Raw genomic sequence first — 19,886 nt, forward strand, 5'->3', positions numbered from 1 at the left:
CGCTTCGCGTGCGGGGGCCCTTCCGCGCCCGCACCCGCGCACGCGGAAGGGCCCCCGCACGCGAAGCGTACGAGGGCCCTTGCCGAGCAGGTCCGGACTAGAAGTCCATGCCACCCGTGGGGTCGCCGGCCGGCATGGCCGGGGTCTTCTCCGGCTTGTCGGCGACGACGGCCTCGGTCGTGAGGAACAGACCGGCGATCGACGCAGCGTTCTGCAGCGCCGAACGCGTGACCTTGGCGGGGTCGATGATGCCCGTGGCGATCAGGTCGACGTACTCGCCGGTCGCGGCGTTGAGGCCCCAACCGGACTCGAGCTCGCGGACCTTGGCGGCCACGACACCCGGCTCGAGACCGGCGTTCAGCGCGATCTGCTTGAGCGGGGCGTCGATGGCGACGCGGACGATGTTCGCACCGGTCGCCTCGTCACCCTCGAGGGTGAGCGAGTCGAGCGCGACCTTGCCGGCCTGGATGAGGGCGACGCCACCACCGGCGACGATGCCCTCTTCGACGGCTGCCTTCGCGTTGCGAACGGCGTCCTCGATGCGGTGCTTGCGCTCCTTGAGCTCGACCTCGGTCGCGGCACCCGCCTTGATGACGGCGACGCCACCGGCGAGCTTCGCGAGGCGCTCCTGGAGCTTCTCGCGGTCGTAGTCGGAGTCGGTCGCCTCGATCTCGGAGCGGATCTGACGCACGCGGCCGGCGATCTGCTCGGCGTCGCCGGCACCCTCGACGATCGTGGTCTCGTCCTTGGTGATGACGACCTTGCGGGCACGACCGAGGAGGTCGAGCGTCGCGTTCTCGAGCTTGAGGCCGACCTCTTCCGAGATGACCTGGCCGCCGGTGAGGATCGCGATGTCCTGCAGCATGGCCTTGCGGCGGTCGCCGAAGCCCGGGGCCTTGACGGCGACGGACTTGAAGATGCCGCGGATCTTGTTCACGACGAGGGTCGCGAGGGCTTCGCCGTCGACGTCCTCGGCGATGATCAGGAGCTGCTTGCCCGCCTGGATCACCTTGTCGACGACCGGCAGGAGGTCCTTGATGTTCGAGATCTTCGAGTTGACGATCAGGATGTAAGCGTCCTCGAAGACGGCTTCCTGACGCTCGGGGTCCGTGACGAAGTACTGCGACAGGTAGCCCTTGTCGAAGCGCATGCCCTCGGTCAGCTCGAGCTCGGTGCCGAAGGTGTTCGACTCCTCGACGGTGACGACACCTTCCTTGCCGACCTTGTCGATGGCCTCGGCGATGAGCGCGCCGATGGTCGGGTCAGCGGCCGAGATCGACGCGGTGGCGGCGATCTGGTCCTTGGTCTCGATCTCCTTGGCGTCGGCGAGCAGCTGGGCCGAGACGGCCTCGACGGCCTTCTCGATGCCGCGCTTCAGGGAGATGGGGTCGGCACCGGCGGCCACGTTGCGGAGGCCTTCGCGGACGAGCGCCTGGGCGAGCACCGTTGCGGTGGTCGTACCGTCACCGGCGACGTCGTCGGTCTTCTTGGCGACCTCCTTGACGAGCTCCGCACCGATCTTCTCGTACGGGTCGTCGAGCTCGATCTCCTTGGCGATGGAGACACCGTCGTTCGTGATCGTGGGGGCGCCCCACTTCTTCTCGAGGACGACGTTGCGGCCGCGCGGGCCGAGCGTCACCTTCACGGCGTCGGCCAGCTGGTTGAGGCCGCGCTCGAGGCCGCGTCGGGCCTCTTCGTTGAAAGCAATGATCTTTGCCATGTGAGTTCTTCGTCCCTCCCGGACGTCGTCATCGGGGTCGTTCTGGCACTCAGTGTGACCGAGTGCCAAGCCCGATTCTGGCACTCGCCACCCGAGAGTGCAACACAGTCGGGAGGCTCGCCCCGCTTCCACAGGTCGGCCCACCCGACGCCCACCCGCGCGGCGACCGGGACGACGGCCGCCAGACGACGAACGCGCCGCCCCCGGAGGGACGACGCGTTCGTGAGCGGTTCTGCGACTCAGGCGGGACGGACCGACTCGGCCTGCGGGCCCTTCGACCCGGTCCCGACGTCGAACGTCACTGCCTGGCCCTCCTCGAGGACCTTGTAGCCGTTCATGTCGATGGCCGAGTAGTGCACGAACACGTCCTGGCCCCCTCCATCCACGGTGATGAAGCCGAAGCCCTTCTCGGCGTTGAACCACTTCACGGTTCCGTTGGCCATGTTCCTTGCTCCCTGCGGTACTGCTGGTGCGAACGACGCCACCATCGCAAATGGTGCCGTCGGGTCCGAGGCCGTGTCGCCTCTCCCGATCGCGCGACATCCCCTCTGAAGTGAGGACCTGTCGCGACCACGGGATGACCACTCGTGACTCTGACCGAGTGTCACGATTTCGGCAAGGGGTGTGACACGTATTTCACGGAGCGATCCACCATCCGCAACGTGCCGGAAACACAGAGCCCCGGAACAGCACGCTCAGCCGGTGTAGTCGGCTCCGAGGACGACCGACACGTCGGCGTTCGGGAAGGCCGCCGACTGCTGCACCGCGGAGGTCCCGAGCGACTGCGCGATGCCCTCCGCGAGCGCTGCCTGCGACTCCTGCTGGTAGTAGACGATGGTCTGCGTCGACCCCGTGGTGCCGGCGTCGCCCGTGGAGGTCACCTTCCACCCGGCACCGGTGAGCTTCGTGGAGGCGTTCGCGGCGAGGCCCGTGGTCGAGGTCCCGTTCAGCACCACGAGGGTCGTCGCGCCCTGGTCGGACGGGGACGCGGCGGCAGCCGGCGCGGAGGTGGACGCCTCGCCCGACGGCTCCGGACTGGCCGACGCACCGCCGGTCGGGGTCGAGGACGCCGACGACGACGGGGCCGACGTCGCTCCGCCACTGCCCTCGGTGAACTGGAAACTGCCGTTGGCGAGTGCGAGCACGAGCACACCGACGCCCACGAGGACACCTGTCGCGAGGGCCGCCCACGCGAACACGATCCATCCACCACCCCGACGGGCAGCACCGCGGTGCGCCCCGACCCGGGGGCCGTCGGTGACGTCGTCGAACCGGTCTCGCGGGAATCTCGTCATCGTTCCTCTTCACGTCCTTCGTGGTCGGCCGGGGGCGCGACGAAGCTGCGGGCAGCGCGGGCACTCGTCCGGGCCCGGCGGAGACGCTGCAGCCGGGTGACCAGCTGCGGGTCGTACGCCAGGGCAGCCGGAGAGTCGATCACCCGGTTCAACACCTGGTAGTACCGCGTCGGCGACATGTCGAACTCGACGCGGATCTCCGCTTCCTTCGTCCGGTCGTGCCGTGCCCGCTCGTGCTCGAACGCGAGCACGTGCTTGGCGAGCTCGGTGAGCTCGTCGGTGGGGAGGGCGGTCACTGTGGTTCCGATCGCGGACGGGTTGCAGGTCTCGCACATCGTAGGGGCGCTCGGCAGGTCGACCCTGGCACGGCGCTGGACTGTCGCGGAACCCGCTCAGCGGAGCGTGCGGCCGAACCACCGGACCCGGGTCCCGAAGGCGTCCGACACGGCGAGCGCCCGGCCGTCGAGGGACAGCGTCGCGAACGCGTCCGGGTCCGCGGGGTCCACGTCCTCCGGCAGCGTCGCGGCGACCCCGGCGAGGATGCCGGTCCGCTCCAGCGCCACCCACCGCACGTCGCGTTCACGGAGCCGGTCGACCAAGCGCTGCCGTCCGGCGCCGGGCACGTAGACGAGCGTCCCCGTCGTGAGGACGACCGGTTCGCAGTCGTCCGGCAGCGCATCGAGCGCCCGGTCCAGGTCCTCCGGCACCCTGCCACGGATCCGGACGGGAGGCTCGACCACCGTCGCCCGCAATGCCTCCGCCATCAGGGCGGTCCGGTCCGTCGCCTCGGGCGGGACGGCCTCGGCGAGTCGCTCGAGCGCTCCCGGTGCCGTCGGGTCGATCGGGTTCGGGTCGAGGGCGATGCGCGCACCGATCCGGATCGACGTCGCGGCGGGGTCCGGCGGCGTCCCGGTGACGTCCGCGACGAGGTGCACCGCCGGCCCGGGCACGGCGGTGTGCATCCGGACGAGCGGGTCGAGCGCCCCGGTACGGACGTCGCGCCCCATCACGAGGGGGCGCGACGTCCGTTCCGGGGCGCGTTGCCGGTGGTCGAGCGTCACCCGGTCCGGGATCGAGCAGAGCCCGGCGGCGGCTCCGACGTCGACCAGCCCGAGCGGCCGGTCGGACGCCGCGGCGAGCGCAGCGAGCACCGGGACGACGGGGGCGAGCCGACGCGGGTCGTTGGCCTGCACGGTGGCGGTGGTGAGGGCCGCGACCAGGGCGGGGCGGGCCTCCCGGCCGAGTGCGCGGAGCGAACCGGCGTCCATCGGGTCGGCGCCGAGCCGTCGTGCGACCGCGAAGAGCAGTTCCGGCTGACGCTGTGTCTCGGGGACCTCGTCCAGGAGCGCGACGAGGTCGTCGTCCAGGGAGTCGGCCCAGCCGGCGTAGGCGGGCGAGACGGACGCGATCCGGTCCGCGTAGGTGCGGTAGCGCTCGCGGGTGTCCATCAGGACGCCGGGCGGTACATGCCGACGTGGGTGATGCCGGCCTCGTCGTAGGGGACGCCGAAGCGGACGAAGCCGTGGCGTTCGTAGAGCGCGGCGACGTACTGCTGGGCGTGCAGCACGAACGCCTCGTGCCCGTGTTCGGCGAGCGCTGCGGCGACCAACCGGCCGGCGACGCCCTGGCCGCGGTGGTCCGGGTGGGTGGCGACCCGGCCGATCACCCGGGTCGGGGCATCGGTGCCGTCGGGGTGCGGCTCGTCCCCTGCCGGGCGGACCAGGCGGAGGTAGCCGGTGGCCGGCGCGTCCGGGGTGCCGGACCACCAGTGCTCGGTGTCGGGCTCGCGGTCGCGGCCGTCGAAGTCCTCGGCGGTGACCCGTTGTTCGAGGGCGAACACCCGGTTCCGCAGCCGCACGATGTCGTACAGTTCGTCGGTCGTCAGGTGTTCCCAGCGAGCGTGGTGGACGGAATGACCGGACATCCCCCGGAGTTTACTGATCTGACGCACGATGACCGGTGGACACGAGTCCCGGTCGGAACCAGGAGGTACGCACATGGCATACAACGTCGACAAGTCCGACGCCCAGTGGCGCGAGGAGCTCTCGCCGGACCAGTACGCCGTGCTCCGCCAGGCCGGGACGGAGCGCCCGTGGACGGGTGAGCTCCTCGACGAGGAGCGTGCCGGGGTCTACACGTGTGCGGCGTGTGGCGCGGAACTGTTCAAGAGCGGCACGAAGTTCGACTCCGGCTGCGGCTGGCCCTCGTTCTACGAGTCGGTCGACCCGGCAGCGGTGCAGCTCATCGAGGACAAGTCCCTCGGTATGGCGCGCACCGAGGTCCGCTGCGCGAACTGCGGCGGGCACCTCGGCCACGTGTTCCCGGACGGCTTCGGGACCCCTACGGGCGACCGCTACTGCATGAACTCGATCTCGCTCAACTTCTCGGCGGAGGAGTAGCGAACAGGCGACGGCGCCCGGGCTGCGGCTCGGGCGCCGTCGTCGTGTCCTGCCCGGTACGATGGGCGGGTCAGCCGGCATGGCGCAATTGGTAGCGCACCGTACTTGTAATACGGGGGTTGCGGGTTCAAGTCCCGCTGCCGGCCCTCAGGTCCACGCGCGCGGTCCCCGTCCGACGGTCACCGACGCTGCAGGTACCCGCACGTCAGCGTGACGGTCCACGGCGATCGGTCCGGCGACTGTCGGAGCAGTGCGGTCCCCCGTCCGTCGGCGCCGCGGCTCACACACGTGGCGCGCGCGGCGGGCACCTGCGACGTGATCGTCGGGCCGTCGGACCGGGTGGCGTGGCCGGTGTCGTGGACGTTGACCACGAGCGGGACCGCGACCGCCAGGGCGACCACGACGGCCGCGCCGCGACGGATCCATGCCCGGCGCTGGCCCCGATCCGGGACACGAGCACGGGCCGGGCACCACAGCGCGTCGGCGGTGACCACCAGTGCGAGCAGCAGGAACCCGGAGCTCACCGTCGCGTAGCGGATCGTGCCGAAGTGAGCGACGTGGTCCGCCACACCCTCGGTGAACGCGAACCCGCCGGCCGGGGTGACCAGGAGCGCGGCCGACCAGAGCGCCGCCGCCCCGAGGACCGTCGCGGGGACGAGCCACCGGTGCACCACACCACCGCAGACGATGCCCGCCACGGCCACCGCGACGCAGACGACGGTGAGCACGACGATCGGGGTCATCCCCGAGGCGCTGATCAGGCCGCCCACCGACCCGAGCCGGGTGGTCCACACCGTGGTCAGCGGGACGGTGACGAAGCCGACGACGACGTCCGCGAGCGTCACGGGCGTCGCCGACCCGTAGCTGATCGACGGGCGGGGGTACTGCACCGCCGTGACGACCTGCGCGGCGCCGGCCAGGAGGAACGCGGCGGCGACCGGCCACTTCTCGCGTCGGCGGATCCCGGCCAGGAGCAGCGGGGCGAAGAGCAGCGCCTGCGTCTCGCTGAGCACGACGACGGCGACCAGGACGGCGGTCGCGGCCGACGTCCACCAGGACCGCGGCACGACCAGGAGGACGACGGGGACCAGGAGCAGCAGGAACGAGTGCAGGTTGTTCATCGTCCCGAGCGCCTCACGTGGCGCGGTCGGGATCAGCGGGGGCACGGCCGCGAGCAGGAACGTTGCCACCGGGCTCCGCAGCATCGTGCGACCGTACAGGTACAGCAGCGCGCTCACGGCACCGACCACCGCACACGAGAGCAGCGTGACCGTCTGGGCGAGGTGCTCCGGGCGGGCGATCGTGCTGCTGACCGCGGCGACGAGGCGCGGGACGACCTGCAGGTAGCCGCCGAACGGCCGGAAGAGGGTGGCGCCGAACCCGTCGACCATGTCCGCGGAGACGAAGTCCCGGCCGTCCTCTGCCCACAGCGTCGCCCGTTGCACCGGGTCCAGGCGGAACCAGGCGGTGGCCGTCGCGAGCACCAGCACGACCAGTGCGACGACCGCGGCCCGGATCGGGCGGCCGGCTGGGGACGGGCTAGTGCTCGAGCCGAGCACAGGGCACCTCTGCCGTCCACAGGCGCGGACGCGGCGACGCTTCGATGCGCACCGTCCCGTCCGGGTCGGCTGAGCAGACGGCCGCGCCCTGTCGCTGCACCTGGGTGGACCAGACCGGTCCGTCAGCCCGTCGGGTCTCGGCGTGGACGTTGAGGACGCCCGCGGCGACGACGCTCGCGACGAGGACCCAGCCGAGCACCGGCAGCACCACACGGCCGCGGCCGATGCAGACGTCCGCGGCGACGACGACCGCGGCCAGCAGGAACATCGACGCCGCGGCGGCGTACCGGTAGGGGCCGAACCGCTGGAACGAGGCCTCGTTCCACTCCGCGAACATGCTCGGGACGGCGTTCACCCGCAGGGCAGCGACCCAGAGCACGGCGGGCGCGGCGCCGAGCGCGACGATCATCCACCGGCTCGCTCCTCCTCGTCGCACCAGTCCGAGGACGAGCACCGCCAGCACCACGACCGCCGGCACGACGACGACCCACCACCCGAGGTGCACGATCGTGACGCCGACCTCCCGCACGTCCCCGTTCCACGAGCCGGCGACGGGTTGCGCGAGGAATCCCGCGGCGATGTCGAGCGGGCTCGCGTCGCTCGGGGTCCGCGGACGCGGTGCCTGGAGGGTCGTGGCGGCCTGCGCGGCGAGCCCCAGGAACGCGGCGGCCAGGACCGGGACACCCCGGCGGCTCCGGAACCCGAACAGGAAGAGCGGCACGAAGAGGGCCGCCTGTATCTCGGTCAGGGTGATGGCGAGCGCGGCGACGGCCATGCTCGCGCTGCTCCACCAGGACCGCGGCCGGAACGCGAAGACCCAGGGCGCCAGGAAGAGCAGGTACCAGTGCAGGTTCGCGGTGTTGCCGGCGATCTCGACGACACCCATCGGCGCGATCGCGGGCACGACCGCCAGGAGCGCCCGGAGCGGTGCCGACCGGACGACGTCCCGCGCCAGGACGAACACGGTCACGCTGACGATGCCGATCACGCAGCAGGACAGGGCCGTGACGACCATCGCGTAGTCCTCGATCGGCCAGAGCGCGACGGCCGCGTCCACCACGATCCGCGGGACCAGGTGCAGGTAGCCGCTGTACGGGTGGAGCAGCGACGGCACGGCACCGAGCTCCAGCCGCTCGTTGAGGAAGACGCCGGAGTCCTCGGCCCAGGCGATCCCCCGGGTCGGCCAGCCGAGCCGGTGCCACATCCACAGGCTCGAGGCGACAGCGAGCACGGCTGCGACGACCCACGTCAGGATCGGGTGCGTCAGGGCGCGCCGACGACGGACGTCGACCGGGACGGGGGTCGTTTCGAGCACCACAGGACGCTAGCAGCCGCCCGGCCGCGAGGAGCGCCCGTGCATGAGCAGCACCCTGGCATGAGCAGAGCCCCGAGCGACCAGGTCGCTCGGGGCTCCGGCGCGGGTGGAACACGGATCAGGGGCGTTCCCGGCGCTCGGCGCGGTAACCAGCCGGCCGTGCGTCGATCCTGACATCCGCAGGACCACCGGGTCCACGCCGCCGGACGACATCAGCGGTTTCCCGCATCATCCGGCGGGCAGCACCGCGGATCCGCCCTGCCCGGGGCGCCTGTTCAGCGGCCGCCGCTGATCTTCCGCTCGCGCTGCGCGACGCCGGCCGTGCCGTACGGGTAGTCGTCCACCCGGGGTGCGCTGGCGTCGGTGAGGGCCCGGAGCTCGGCGTCCTCGAGCACCAGGGCCGCTGCACCGAGGTTGTCCTGCAGCTGCTCGACCGTCCGGGCACCGAGGATGACGCTGGTCACGGCCGGGCGGGCGAGCAGCCAGGCGAGGGACACCTGGGATCGCGAGGCACCGTGCGCCTCGGCGACGCCGGACACCACGTCGAGCACCTGCCAGGTGCGCTCGTCGGCGTTGCGGGCCTCCCACGCCTCCATGCCGCGCTTCGGGTCCTCCCCCAGACGCGTCGAGCCGGTCGGGGCCTCGTCACGCTGGTACTTGCCGGACAGCCAGCCACCGGCGAGCGGCGACCACGGCAGCAGGCCGATGCCGGCGTCGAGGCAGGCGGGCACGACCTCGTGCTCGATGTCGCGGACGAGCAGGTTGTACTGCGGCTGCAGGGTGACGGGGGGTGCCCAGCCGTGCGCCTTCGCCTCGTAGACGGCCTTCGTGACCTGGTAGCCGAGGTAGTTCGAGAACCCGTAGGACCCGATCTTGCCGGCCGAGACGGCGTCGTCGAGGAAGCGCAGGGTCTCCTCGATCGGGGTCAGGGCGTCCCACGCGTGCATCTGGTAGAGGTCGATGTGGTCGACGCCGAGCCGCTCCAACGAGGCGTCGAGCGCGACGCGCAGGTGTCGGCGCGACAGGCCGAGGTCGTTCGGACCGTCGCCCTGCGGGAAGCGGCCCTTGGTGGCGAGGACGACCTGCTGCGCCTCGGTGGGGTGTGCCTGGAGCCAGCGGCCGATGATGCGCTCGGACTCGTTGCCCGAGTACACGTCCGCGGTGTCGATGAAGGTGCCGCCGCCGGCCACGAAGGCGTCGATGATGGCGTGGGAGGTGGGTTCGTCGGCTTCGCTGCCGAACGTCATGGTGCCGAGGGTCAGCGATGACACCACTGTCCCGCTGTTGCCGAGGAGTCTGTGTTCCATGCGGCGGACGCTACGCCGCGCGGCCTCCGCAGCGGGAGGGCCCACGAGTACCCGTCAGCTGCCGCCGGACAGGCCGTCGCCCAGGAACGCGATCGCCGACGTCAGCGGCCGCCGGACAGGCCGTCCCCCAGGAACGCGATCGCCGCCTCCCGGAAGTGCCGCGACGTCGGGGCGTTGAAGTGGTTCCGCCCCGGGATCTCGAAGAAGGTCGCGTGCGGCGCCGTCTCGGCGAGCCGCTGCGCACTGTCCTTGATGCCGTCCGCGCTGCCCGCGGCGAGCAGCAGCGGCTGTGTCGGCGCGTTCTCGGGCGTCGGCTCGATGCTGTCCCGCATCCCCTCGACCATCGCGACGAGCGCGCGGAGGTCGTTGCCCTCGATGCCGGCCGCCATGGTCAGGTACCCGTCGGTGACGCGGTCCGCCACCGGTGTGCCGTCGGTGATGAACGCCCGGGCATGGTCGACGCGCACGCGCCGCATGGGGTCGGCGTCGGGGATCCCGCCGAGCACGGCGCGCGAGATCCGGTCGCTCATCCGTTCGGCGGTGTGCCAGCCGACGCGGGCGCCGAGCGAGTACCCGAGGAACGCGACGTCGTCGAGCAGGTACGTGTCGATGACGGCGGAGACGTCGTCGACCAGCAGGTCCATCGAGTAGCTGTGCGGCTCGTGTGGCTTCCCGCTGGCGCCGTGGCCGCGCTGGTCGAACGCGATCACCCGGCGTCCGGCGCGGACCAGGTCGCGGGTCCATCCGGAGGCGTGCCAGTTCAGCAGCGCTCCGGAGGCGAATCCGTGCACGGCGACGACCGCTGGCGCGTCCGGGTCACCGAAGTCGTAGGTGGCGAGCGGCAGGCCGTCCGGGGACATGACCACCCGGGGGCGGGGCGCTTCGGGGACGAGTGACATGGCCTGCCCAGGGTACCGGGGGCACAGTGGCTGGCATGGACGGCTACGGCGGCGATCAGATCCGTGCGGCGGAACGACCGCACCTGGAGGCGGGCGAGCCCCTCATGCAGCGGGCCGCGGACGGGTTGGCGACGATCGTCGGCGATCTGCTCGACGACCCGGCGGTGCGTCCGGGTGACGGTCCGGGGTCGGTGCTGGTCCTCGCCGGCAGCGGTGACAACGGCGGGGACGCCCTGTTCGCAGGTGCGCGCCTGGCGACGGCCGGGAGGCGCGTCACGGTCCTGCGCGTCGGCTCACGCGTCCACGAGGCGGGCCTGGCAGCGGCCCGCGAGGCCGGGGCGCACCTCCTGGAGGACCCGGTCGCGGACGGGGCGTCCGGTTCCGCAGCGGGTGCTGCGGACATCCTGCACGCGGCGATGACCCCGGTCGGTGAGCGGCTGGCGCAGATCGCCCGCGAGGCCGCGCTGGAGGCGGACCTGGTCCTCGACGGCGTCCTGGGCATCGGCGGCGGCGGACCCCTGCGGTCGCCGGCGCGTGAGGTCGTGGCGGGCCTCCGCGAGTTGGCGCGGGAACAGCGGGCGCCGTTCGTGGTGGCGGTGGACGTGCCGAGTGGGATCGACGTGGACACCGGCGGCATCGCGGACGACCACGTGCTGCACGCGGACGTCACCGTCACGTTCGGCGGGGTGAAGGCCGGGCTGCTCCGGGGCCCAGCGGCGACGCTCGCCGGACGGATCGAACTCGTCGATGTCGGGATCGGTGCGGACCTGGCGGCGGTGGAGCCGCTGATCCGCACCTGACCTGTCCCGCGTCAGACCGCGCCGGCGTCGACCCCGTGCTCGACGTCGCCACGGGCCTCCAGCCAGGTGTCGACGAAGTGCCGGTAGTTGGCTGCGATGAGCTGCTCGGCCGCCTCGGTGTCCAGGTGCTCGCGGACCACGTCCTCGAGCGGCTCCTCCCAGTTGCTCCGGCCGATCGCGAACCCGACGAAGCCGTCCACCGGTGCAGCGGTGCGCAACCACGCGTCGAGCTGCTCCTGCGGGGCGTCCCGGCCGAGGACGATGCACTGCACGCTGTCGCGGCCACCGCGGCGGGCGGTCGCGACGACGCGTTCGGCGTCCTCTCGACGGTCCAGGCCCTCGAGCTTCCAGACGTCCGCCTCGACCCCGTGGTCCTGCAGGAACTCGAGCACCTGGACGACGAGGTCCGGGCGGAGGTCACGGTCGTAGTCGTCGACCGATGCCGTCTGCTCGTCGGTGCCCGGCACGAGGAGCTCCACGAGGAACGGGCGACCGGCGTCGTGCAGGGTGGCCGCGACGTCGGCGAGCGCGCGCGCCTGCTGCTCACGGGAGTCGGCGTCGAACGCGGGGTTGTCCCGGACCAGCACCTTCACCCAGTCCGGGTCGAAGGCGTCGACGTGCGCGACCCAGTCGTCGCCGTACTCGAGTTCGAACCACTCGCGGCCGGATCGTTCGATCGGCATGGCGAGCTGCAGCCCGGCTTCCTTGACCAGTCGGGCGACGTCGGCGCCGTACAGCTCATCGACCAGCACGCCGGTGCGCTCCCGGGAGGCTCCTGCGGCGAGGGCGGTGAGGACCCCGCGGTAGACGAGCTGCTTGCCGGCGCGGACCCGTTCGGCCTCGGCCTCGTCCGCGGGCTCACCCGAGTCCTCGTCGTACGTGTGCTTCAGGAGCGAGGACCGCTGGTCCATCGCGAGGAGGAACAGGGGGTGGGTCTCGTCGAGGATCGGCATGTGCCCCGGTCTACTCCGTCGGCGCTCCCCCTCGGTTCGGGTCGGAGTGGTTCCGGGCGGCGTCGTGGTTCCGGGCGGCGTCGTATTTCCGGGCGGCGTCGGCCGATCGTCCGTACGTTCGGAGCATGACGTTCAACGACGACACCCGGCTGCAGGGCGGCAAGGTCAAGCGCCGCGGGCGCAACACGGCCATCGGCGGCGGCGCGGCCGGAGTCACCGCGATCGTGGTGTTCCTCATCGCGCAGTTCACCGGCGTCGACATCGGCGGGTTGGTCGGCGGCGGGAGCGGTCTCACCCCGATCCAACAGGGCGGCGTCGAGGCCACACCGATCACCGAGTGCCAGACCGGCCGCGACGCCAACGCCGACGTCGAGTGCCGGATGGAGGGCGCCGCCGAGTCGCTCGATGCCTACTGGAGCTCCGAGTCGCAACAGCTCGGGACGTCGTACTCGACACCCGACTTCTTCCTGTTCGACGGGTCGACCGACACCGGGTGCGGCACCGCGTCGGCGGCGACCGGGCCGTTCTACTGCCCGCCGGACCGGGCGATCTTCCTGGACACCGCGTTCTACGACGACCTGAAGTCGACCTACGGGTCCTCGGGCGGTCCGCTCGCACAGATGTACGTCGTCGCACACGAGTGGGGCCACCACGTGCAGCAGCTCCAGGGCACCTTCGCCGACACCGACCGGAGCGGCACCGGCGCCTCGTCCGGCAGCGTCCGAGTCGAGCTGCAGGCGGACTGCTACGCCGGGGCGTGGGTCGGGGACGCGGCGACCACGAAGGCGGCCGACGGTTCGACGTTCTTCGAGCCGGTGACCCGCGCCCAGATCGCCGACGCCCTGTCCGCCGCCAGCGCCGTGGGTGACGACAGCATCCAGGAGAAGGCGACCGGACAGGTCGACCCCGACTCGTTCACGCACGGGTCCAGCGCGCAGCGGCAGCGGTGGTTCGAGCGCGGCTACGAGCGCGGGGCGACGAGCTGCGACACCCTGAGCGTCGCCGGCTCGTCGCTCTAGGTCGGGCGGCCGGCCGGGCCGGTCAGTCCGAGGTGGCGGAGGCGGACGGGGTCTCCGACGACGAGCTGCTCGGCGTCGGGGTCGGGGTGGACTCGGTGCTGCCGGCGGCCCCGACCACGAACGTGCGGAACTCGTCGTTCGTCGACGCGGTCGTGTACTGGTACTGCTGACCGTTGACGAGCACCAGCGGGGTCCCCGGGAAGGTCGTCAGATCGGAGCCGGGGATGTCCCCACCGGTCACCGCGGTGGTGCGCTCGTCGACCCACTTGCCGTAGCGCTGGTCGTCGATGCAGGACTCGATCGTGGAGCCGTGCCGGACACCCGGGACGCTCGTGATCACCGAGGCGAGCTGCTCGTCCGTCAGGCCCGGCGTGCCCTCTTCCGGCTGCTTCGCGAACAGGGCCTTGTTCACGGCGAAGAACGAGTCAGGCGACTCCTGCGCCACGCAGGCCGCCGCGTTCGCCGCACGGAGCGAGTACTTCGTGCCCTGCGAACGGTTCGACAGGATCGCGACGGGGTGGATGTCGATCGTCGCGGCCCCCGAGTCGACCAGGCCCTCGATGTACTCGCTGTTCGTCGACTCGAACGCGCCGCAGATCGGGCAGAGGTAGTCGACGTACAGGGTGATCCGCACCGGGTCCGCCGAGGCGGTCTCCCCCGCGGACGGCCCGCTCGACGCGGCGCCCGGGTCGACGGCCTTCAGACCGGTGCTGATGGTGATGCCACCGTCGGCCATCGTGTCCGGGCCGGGGCCGGCGGGACGCGAGGAGTTCACGAGGACGAGCGTCACGATGGTGGCGGCGGCGACGAGCACCACGCCGAGTCCGATCTGCAGCCCCAGTCGGGCACCACGCTGGCGACGCTTCTGCTGGGCTCGGGTGCGCTGGGCTCGCTCGCGGGCAGCGGCACGACGAGCGTTCGGTTCGGCACGAGCGGCACCGGCGCGGTCCTCGCGAGGGCGGTCGTCGCGAGCACGCTCGTCGCGAGCACGGTCATCGCGAGCATCGTCGTCGCGAGCGCGGTCGTCACCTTCAGGGCGGTTGGTCATCGGGCGGCTGTCCTCCTGGTCGGTGTCCGCTCGGCCTCCCCCCGGTCGGCGGACGGACCCGCCGATTGTAGTGGCGGCCGATGGGAACCAGCCAACCAGCAGGGAATGCCCGGGGTACCGGCAGCTGCGCACTGGCGCCGGTCCGAGAACTCGTGTTGTATGAGCAGCGATGGTCGACGGCGACCATCCGCCGGCCCTCGCGGGTCGTCGCTTCACTACGGATCGTCCGGCACGTACCTGCCGGTGGAGAGGACCGAACGCTCATGGCGTCCGTCACCTATGACAAGGCAACCCGTCTGTACCCCGGAGGCAACCGCCCCGCGGTGGACTCCCTCGACCTGGACGTCGCCGACGGCGAGTTCCTCGTCCTCGTCGGCCCCTCGGGCTGTGGCAAGTCCACGTCCCTGCGCATGCTCGCCGGCCTCGAAGAGGTCAACTCCGGCGCCATCCGCATCGGCGACCGCGACGTCACCGACGTCCCGCCGAAGGACCGCGACATCGCGATGGTGTTCCAGAACTACGCGCTGTACCCGCACATGACCGTCGCCGAGAACATGGGCTTCGCGCTCAAGATCGCCGGCGTCGGCAAGGAAGAGCGCGCGACCCGCGTGCAGGAGGCAGCCAAGCTGCTGGACCTCGAGCAGTACCTCGGCCGCAAGCCGAAGGCGCTCTCCGGTGGTCAGCGTCAGCGCGTCGCGATGGGCCGCGCGATCGTCCGTCAGCCGCAGGTGTTCCTCATGGACGAGCCGCTGTCGAACCTCGACGCCAAGCTCCGCGTCCAGACCCGCACGCAGATCGCGTCGCTGCAGCGTCGCCTCGGCGTCACCACGGTCTACGTCACGCACGACCAGACCGAGGCGCTGACCATGGGTGACCGCATCGCGGTGCTCAAGGACGGCATCCTGCAGCAGGTCGGCACGCCGCGCGACCTCTACGAGAAGCCGAACAACGTGTTCGTCGCCGGCTTCATCGGCTCGCCGGCCATGAACCTGCTGCCGGCCTCCGTGGTCGAGGGCGGCATCACCTTCGGGTCGCTCAACCACCCGATCGACCGCGACACCCTCTCGAACGCCCGCTCGGGTTCGGTGACGGTGGGCGTCCGCCCCGAGGACATCATCGTGTCCCAGTCCGGTGAGGGCCTGCCCGTCACGGTCGACGTCGTCGAAGAGCTCGGCGCCGACGGCTACCTCTACGGCCACGCTGACGTGAACGGCACGCGCACCGACATCGTCACGCGCGTCGACGGTCGCAACCACCCCTCGATCGGTGACACGATCGTCGTGAGCCCGAAGCAGGGTCACGTGCACGTGTTCGACGCCGAGTCGGGCGAGCGCCTCGACGACAAGGCCGTCATCAGCGCCTGATCCGCACCACCGGGAGCCCGCCAGCCGCCGCACCAGGCGGGTGGCGGGCTCCCGCCGTTCCCCCTGTGGGACGGGAGGCGCGGTGCGGGCCCGCGCCGCGCCTCCCGTCCTGCAGACCCACCGCCGAGCACCTGAGGACCCGTCGTGCCCGACTCCATGACCATCACCGCCGCCACCGTCGACCCCGGCCTGCTCGACCTGCCGTGGGACCTGCCCCTCGAGGCCTGGCCGGACGAGACGATCGTCGCGCTGCCGAAGGGCATCTCGCGGCACCTGGTGCGGTTCGTGCACCTCAGCGGCTACGTCGTCGCGGTCAAGGAGACCAGCGCCGAACTCGCGCGCTCCGAGTACGACATGCTCCGCACCCTGCAGCGCATGGACGTCCCGTGCGTCGACCCGGTCGCGGTCATCACGAACCGCGTCGGCCGCGAGGGCGAGGAACTCCAGCCCGTCCTCGTCACCCGGCACCTGCGTTTCTCGCTCCCCTACCGCGCCCTGTACTCGCAGACGTTGCGGCCCGACACCGCCACGCGGCTCGTCGACGCGCTCGCGCTCCTGCTCGTCCGCCTGCACGTCATCGGCTTCTACTGGGGTGACGTCTCGCTGTCGAACACGCTGTTCCGGCGGGACGCCGGCTCGTTCGCGGCCTACCTGGTCGACGCCGAGACCGGCAAGCTCTACCCGGGCGGCCTGTCGAACGGGCAGCGTGAGAACGACCTCGAGGTCGCCCGCGTCAACATCGCCGGGGAGCTGCTGGACCTCGAGGCCGGCGGACGGCTCGACGAGAACGCCGATCCGGTCGACGTGTCGAACCGGATCGTGGCCCAGTACCGCACCCTCTGGACCGAGCTCACCGGCCCGGAGCAGTTCGACGCCGGCGAGCGCTGGCGGATCAACGACCGGGTCGAGCGCTTGAACGCGCTCGGCTTCGACATCGAGGAGTTGTCGATCCGCACGGCCGAGGCCGGCGCCCAGGTCCGCATCCAGCCGAAGGTCGTCGACGCCGGCCACCACCAGCGCCGACTGCTGCGCCTGACCGGGCTCGACGCCGAGGAGAACCAGGCCCGACGACTGCTCAACGACCTGGACGCCTACCGTGCCCGCAACGGCCGCGAGGAACTCGACGAGGAGATGGTCGCGCACGAGTGGGTCTCGCGCGTGTTCGAGCCCGTCGTCCGTGCGATCCCCCGGGACCTGCGTGGGCGACTCGAACCGGCCGAGGTGTTCCACGAGCTGCTCGAGCACCGGTGGTTCATGTCCCAGCAGGAGGAGCGTTCGGTCTCCCTGCCCGAGGCCACCACCGCGTACATCAACGACGTGCTGCGGCACCGCCGCGACGAGCGCACGCTCATCAACCCGCCGACGTCGTCGATCGCGCTGCCCCTGGACGACGACGAGGACGACGTCGACGACTGGCGCGCGTCGGTCTGACCCGCGGTCGCACGACGTGCCGCCGGTGCAGCGCCGAGGTCGCAGAACGTGCCGCCTGCCGACCGGAGAGACGACAGAACGTGCGACGTCGGCACGCGGCCGTCCCGGGCGAGCCCGAGGTCGCAAGACATGGCGAGCGCTCGCTGCCGAGGTCGCAGAACCTGCCGCCTCCCGACCCGCCGGGCGGCAGGACGTGCGACTTCGGCGACGGGTTCGCGGGCGACGGCGCCGGCAGACGGGCAGACGGACGGGAGGCACGGTGCCGGTCTCGTGGACCGGCACCGGGCTTCCCGGGTGTCGTCTGGTGCGCGCTACGCGGAGCGACGGCGCCGCGCGACCTCCCACAGGGTGACGCTCGCGGCGATGCCGGCGTTGAGCGACTCCGTCGCGCTGGAGATCGGGATCGACACGATCGCATCGCACGTCTCGGTGACCAGGCGGGACAGGCCCTTGCCCTCGGAACCGACGACGATGACGATCGGCCGGTCGGCGAGCTCGAGGGCGTCGAGCTCGACGTCGCCGTCCCCGTCGAGTCCGAGCACGAACAGGCCCATCGACTTCAGCGACTTGAGCGTCTGCGTCAGGTTCGGGGCCATCGCGACGGGTGTGCGTGCAGCGGCACCGGCGGAGGTCTTCCACGCCGACGCGGTCACACCGACCGAGCGACGCTGCGGCACGATGACACCGTGCCCGCCGAACGCCGCCGTGGAGCGGATGATCGCTCCGAGGTTGCGCGGGTCGGTGATGCCGTCGAGGGCCACGAGGAGCGGCACCTGGTCGCGGGAGAACGCCCGCTCGACCAGGTCCTCGGACACGGCGTACTCGTACGCCGGCACCTTGAGCGCGACGCCCTGGTGCACGCTGTCGTGCCCGGTGATGCGGTCGAGCTCCGGGCGCATGATCTCCATGATCGGCACACCGCGGTGGTTGGCGAGCGTCAGGATCTCCTTGACGCGGTCGTCGACCTCGATGCGGGCCGCGACGTAGAGCGTCGTCGAGGGCGTCTTCGTACGGAGCGCCTCGAGCACCGAGTTGCGTCCGGTCACGAGCTCGCTGTCGTCGGTCTTCCGCGCGGGCGGACGACCGCCGGTGCGGGTCTGCGGTGCCGAGGCACTGCTGCCGCCGCGACGCGTGCGGGCCGCTTCGAAGCGCTCCTTCGCGGCCTTGCGCTTGCCGGCCGGGTGGTAGGGGCGGTCCTCGGCCTTGGGGGTCGGCTTGCGACCCTCGAGCGCCTGGGCGCCCTGGCCGCCGGAGCCGACCTGCTTGTTGCCCTTGCGGCCGGCACGGACAGCGCCCGGACGACCCTTCTTGCTCCCCGAGACGTTCTTCATGCAGTTCTCCTGTTCGGCACTGCCGTGTTCAGGCGATGCTCCAGCGTGTTCCGGACGGTGTGTCCTCGATCGTGATGCCCGCGCCTGCGAGATCGTCCCGGACGCGGTCGGCCGTGGCGAAGTCCCGTGCGGCCCTGGCGTCGGCGCGCTCCTGTACGAGGCGTTCGACGAGGGCGGCGAGCGGTGCTGCGGAGGTGTCGTGCCCACCACCCGACCAGTGCGGTGCACGCGGGTCGATGCCGAGCACCTCGACCATCGCAGCCACCTGATGGTACGCGACCCCGAGCGCTTCCGCATCGTCGGCGTCGAGTGCGGCGTTGCCGGACCGGACGGTCTCGTGCAGCACTGCCAGCGCCTGGGGCACCGCGAGGTCGTCGTCCATGGCGTCGGCGAACCCCTGCGGAACGGCCGGAGCGTCGCTCAGCCTGACCCCTTCGAGGCGCGTGGCGGCCCGTGACAGGAAGCCGTCGATGCGGTCGAGTGCGGCTTCGGCCTCGGCCAGGGACCCGTCGTGGTGGTCGATCGTCGAGCGGTAGTGCGCGGCACCGAGGAAGTAGCGGACGACGACCGGACGTGCGGACTCGAGGAAGTCGGCGGCGAAGATCGAGTTGCCGAGCGACTTCGACATCTTCTGCCCCCCGACGGTCACGAGCCCGTTGTGCAACCAGTGCGACGCGAAGGCGTCCCCGGCAGCGGTCGACTGCGCCAGTTCGTTCTCGTGGTGCGGGAAGCGGAGGTCGAGGCCACCGCCGTGGATGTCGAACGCGGGCCCGAGGTAACGCCGGGACATCGCGGAGCACTCGATGTGCCACCCGGGACGACCCGCACCCCACGGGGAGTCCCAGCTCGCGGTCGAGGGCTCCCCCGCCTTGCTGCCCTTCCAGAGTGCGAAGTCCCGGGCATCACGCTTGCCACGGGGATCGGCATCGGTGGCGTCGACCATGTCGTCACGTCGCTGTCGGGTGAGCGCGCCGTACTCCGGCCAGCTCGCGGTGTCGAAGTACACGTCACCACTGCCGTCGGCGGCCGGGTACGCGTGCCCGCGCTCGATGAGCCGCGTGATGATGTCCTGCATCTGCGGGATGCTCGCGGTCGCGCGGGGCTCGTACGTCGGCGGCAGGATGCCGAGTGCCGTGTACGCGGCGGTGAACTCGAGCTCGACGCGGTACGCCCGCGCCCACCAGGGTTCGTCGGTGCCCGCGGCCAGGTCGAGGACCTTGTCGTCGATGTCCGTGACGTTCCGCACCAGGGTCACGCGGTACCCGCGGTGGCTCAGCCAGCGACGCCAGATGTCGTAGACCAGCGCGGACCGGAGGTGCCCGATGTGCGGCGACGACTGCACCGTCGGGCCGCAGACGTAGATGCTGACCTGTCCGTCGACCAGGGGCACGAGGTCGACGACGTCGGCGGCGCGGGAGTCGTACAGGCGAACGGTCACGCGACAAG

General features: G+C 71.6%; 19 protein-coding genes and 1 tRNA gene. 6 read left to right on the forward strand and 14 right to left on the reverse strand.

Annotated features, from left to right (window positions below):
• Nucleotides 1–97 precede the first annotated feature (97 nt).
• From groL to DEJ25_RS00030, 6 genes are all read right to left on the reverse strand, one after another.
• On the reverse strand, nt 98–1,720 hold the full coding sequence (groL, locus tag DEJ25_RS00005) for a chaperonin GroEL (RefSeq protein WP_111043391.1): 1,623 nt from the start codon (nt 1,718–1,720) through the stop codon (nt 98–100).
• 239 nt (nt 1,721–1,959) lie between these two features.
• A complete protein-coding gene (locus tag DEJ25_RS00010; RefSeq protein WP_056120541.1) occupies nt 1,960–2,163 on the reverse strand; it encodes a cold-shock protein in 204 nt (67 codons plus the stop codon).
• A gap of 252 nt (nt 2,164–2,415) precedes the next feature.
• A complete protein-coding gene (locus DEJ25_RS00015) occupies nt 2,416–3,015 on the reverse strand; it encodes a LytR C-terminal domain-containing protein (protein WP_111043392.1) in 600 nt (199 codons plus the stop codon).
• A complete protein-coding gene (locus tag DEJ25_RS00020) occupies nt 3,012–3,311 on the reverse strand; it encodes a DUF3263 domain-containing protein (RefSeq protein WP_258366198.1) in 300 nt (99 codons plus the stop codon). Before DEJ25_RS00020 ends, DEJ25_RS00015 begins: the two co-directional genes overlap by 4 nt.
• Nucleotides 3,312–3,407: 96 nt before the next feature.
• Nucleotides 3,408–4,463 (reverse strand): DUF2332 family protein, encoded by a 1,056-nt coding sequence (locus DEJ25_RS00025; protein WP_110903412.1) that lies wholly within the window; start codon nt 4,461–4,463, stop codon nt 3,408–3,410.
• On the reverse strand, nt 4,463–4,939 hold the full coding sequence (locus tag DEJ25_RS00030) for a GNAT family N-acetyltransferase (RefSeq protein WP_220033144.1): 477 nt from the start codon (nt 4,937–4,939) through the stop codon (nt 4,463–4,465). The genes DEJ25_RS00025 and DEJ25_RS00030 overlap by 1 nt, the downstream gene beginning before the upstream one ends.
• Before the next feature lie 73 nt (nt 4,940–5,012).
• Between DEJ25_RS00030 and msrB the strand changes: the two genes are divergently transcribed.
• Nucleotides 5,013–5,414, forward strand: coding sequence for a peptide-methionine (R)-S-oxide reductase MsrB (gene msrB, locus DEJ25_RS00035; RefSeq protein WP_110903414.1), 402 nt, complete (start codon nt 5,013–5,015; stop codon nt 5,412–5,414).
• A gap of 73 nt (nt 5,415–5,487) precedes the next feature.
• Nucleotides 5,488–5,560, forward strand: a tRNA-Thr gene (locus DEJ25_RS00040).
• A gap of 33 nt (nt 5,561–5,593) precedes the next feature.
• Here DEJ25_RS00040 and DEJ25_RS00045 read toward each other — a convergent pair.
• From DEJ25_RS00045 to DEJ25_RS00060, 4 genes are all read right to left on the reverse strand, one after another.
• Complete coding sequence (locus tag DEJ25_RS00045) at nt 5,594–6,973, reverse strand: hypothetical protein (protein ID WP_110903415.1); 1,380 nt, start codon at nt 6,971–6,973, stop codon at nt 5,594–5,596.
• Nucleotides 6,954–8,288 (reverse strand): hypothetical protein, encoded by a 1,335-nt coding sequence (locus DEJ25_RS00050; protein WP_146236706.1) that lies wholly within the window; start codon nt 8,286–8,288, stop codon nt 6,954–6,956. Before DEJ25_RS00050 ends, DEJ25_RS00045 begins: the two co-directional genes overlap by 20 nt.
• Nucleotides 8,289–8,563: 275 nt before the next feature.
• Entirely contained in the window at nt 8,564–9,595 is a 1,032-nt protein-coding gene (locus DEJ25_RS00055) for an aldo/keto reductase (RefSeq protein ID WP_110903418.1), read from the reverse strand.
• A 101-nt stretch (nt 9,596–9,696) separates the two neighbouring features.
• The gene (locus DEJ25_RS00060; protein ID WP_111043393.1) at nt 9,697–10,494 is read right to left on the reverse strand and encodes an alpha/beta fold hydrolase; all 798 of its coding nucleotides are present in this window, start codon (nt 10,492–10,494) and stop codon (nt 9,697–9,699) included.
• Nucleotides 10,495–10,529: 35 nt separating this feature from the next.
• Here DEJ25_RS00060 and DEJ25_RS00065 point away from each other — a divergent pair, with 35 nt between their 5' ends.
• A complete protein-coding gene (locus DEJ25_RS00065; RefSeq protein WP_111043692.1) occupies nt 10,530–11,294 on the forward strand; it encodes an NAD(P)H-hydrate epimerase in 765 nt (254 codons plus the stop codon).
• Nucleotides 11,295–11,305: 11 nt separating this feature from the next.
• Here DEJ25_RS00065 and DEJ25_RS00070 read toward each other — a convergent pair whose 3' ends face one another.
• On the reverse strand, nt 11,306–12,247 hold the full coding sequence (locus DEJ25_RS00070; protein WP_110903421.1) for a 2-deoxy-5-keto-D-gluconate 6-phosphate aldolase domain-containing protein: 942 nt from the start codon (nt 12,245–12,247) through the stop codon (nt 11,306–11,308).
• A 125-nt stretch (nt 12,248–12,372) separates the two neighbouring features.
• Here DEJ25_RS00070 and DEJ25_RS00075 point away from each other — a divergent pair, with 125 nt between their 5' ends.
• Entirely contained in the window at nt 12,373–13,266 is an 894-nt protein-coding gene (locus tag DEJ25_RS00075) for a neutral zinc metallopeptidase (protein ID WP_111043394.1), read from the forward strand.
• 22 nt (nt 13,267–13,288) lie between these two features.
• Here DEJ25_RS00075 and DEJ25_RS00080 read toward each other — a convergent pair whose 3' ends face one another.
• The gene (locus tag DEJ25_RS00080; RefSeq protein WP_111043395.1) at nt 13,289–14,314 is read right to left on the reverse strand and encodes a thioredoxin domain-containing protein; all 1,026 of its coding nucleotides are present in this window, start codon (nt 14,312–14,314) and stop codon (nt 13,289–13,291) included.
• Between the two features lie 263 nt (nt 14,315–14,577).
• On the opposite strand from DEJ25_RS00080, the gene DEJ25_RS00085 reads away from it, so the two are divergent.
• Nucleotides 14,578–15,678 (forward strand): ABC transporter ATP-binding protein, encoded by a 1,101-nt coding sequence (locus DEJ25_RS00085; RefSeq protein WP_110903424.1) that lies wholly within the window; start codon nt 14,578–14,580, stop codon nt 15,676–15,678.
• Between the two features lie 144 nt (nt 15,679–15,822).
• Nucleotides 15,823–17,109: a DUF4032 domain-containing protein gene (locus tag DEJ25_RS00090; RefSeq protein ID WP_110903425.1), complete on the forward strand. Its 1,287-nt coding sequence runs from the start codon at nt 15,823–15,825 to the stop codon at nt 17,107–17,109.
• 311 nt (nt 17,110–17,420) lie between these two features.
• Here the strand turns inward: DEJ25_RS00090 and rlmB are convergent, their stop codons facing one another.
• Nucleotides 17,421–18,440, reverse strand: a complete 1,020-nt coding sequence (gene rlmB / locus DEJ25_RS00095; protein ID WP_110903426.1) for a 23S rRNA (guanosine(2251)-2'-O)-methyltransferase RlmB — start codon at nt 18,438–18,440, stop codon at nt 17,421–17,423.
• Nucleotides 18,441–18,468: 28 nt separating this feature from the next.
• On the reverse strand, nt 18,469–19,878 hold the full coding sequence (gene cysS, locus DEJ25_RS00100) for a cysteine--tRNA ligase (protein WP_111043396.1): 1,410 nt from the start codon (nt 19,876–19,878) through the stop codon (nt 18,469–18,471).
• Nucleotides 19,879–19,886 lie beyond the last annotated feature (8 nt).

This window comes from Curtobacterium sp. MCPF17_011 (assembly GCF_003234145.1).
Taxonomy (GTDB): domain Bacteria; phylum Actinomycetota; class Actinomycetes; order Actinomycetales; family Microbacteriaceae; genus Curtobacterium.